Source organism: Rahnella sp. PD4 (genome assembly GCF_049199325.1).
Classification (GTDB): domain Bacteria; phylum Pseudomonadota; class Gammaproteobacteria; order Enterobacterales; family Enterobacteriaceae; genus Rahnella; species Rahnella perminowiae.
Genome location: NZ_JBLZQF010000038.1, coordinates 1 through 264, shown reverse-complemented (window position 1 = coordinate 264; position 264 = coordinate 1). Strand labels below are relative to the sequence as shown.

Annotated in this window: 1 protein-coding gene; it reads right to left on the bottom strand. The window is 63.3% G+C overall.

From position 1 onward, the window contains the following. Window positions 1-264, bottom strand: a 264-nt coding sequence (locus tag ACOZIO_RS25105; RefSeq protein WP_421595883.1) for an Ig-like domain-containing protein, incomplete at both ends; no start/stop codon positions are given.

Sequence of the window (264 nt, the reverse complement as noted above, 5' to 3'; positions counted from 1 at the left end):
TCAGGGTAAAGGCCGGGGTAGTGTTATTGGTGATGTTGTCGGTCATATCCGCGCCGCTGTCGGACGCATCGGTCAGATCGATAACCGGCAGGCTCAGCGTGGTGTCCACGGTAAAGGCGAATGCCTCACCGGACGTACTGTTACCGGCAGTATCCGTGACCGTCACCACCATGTTATGTTCGCCGTCAGCGAGGGCCGCCGGCACAGTAAAGTGCCACTGTCCGGCCGCGTCCTGCACCGCCGCCTGCGCCGCGCCGCCGTCCA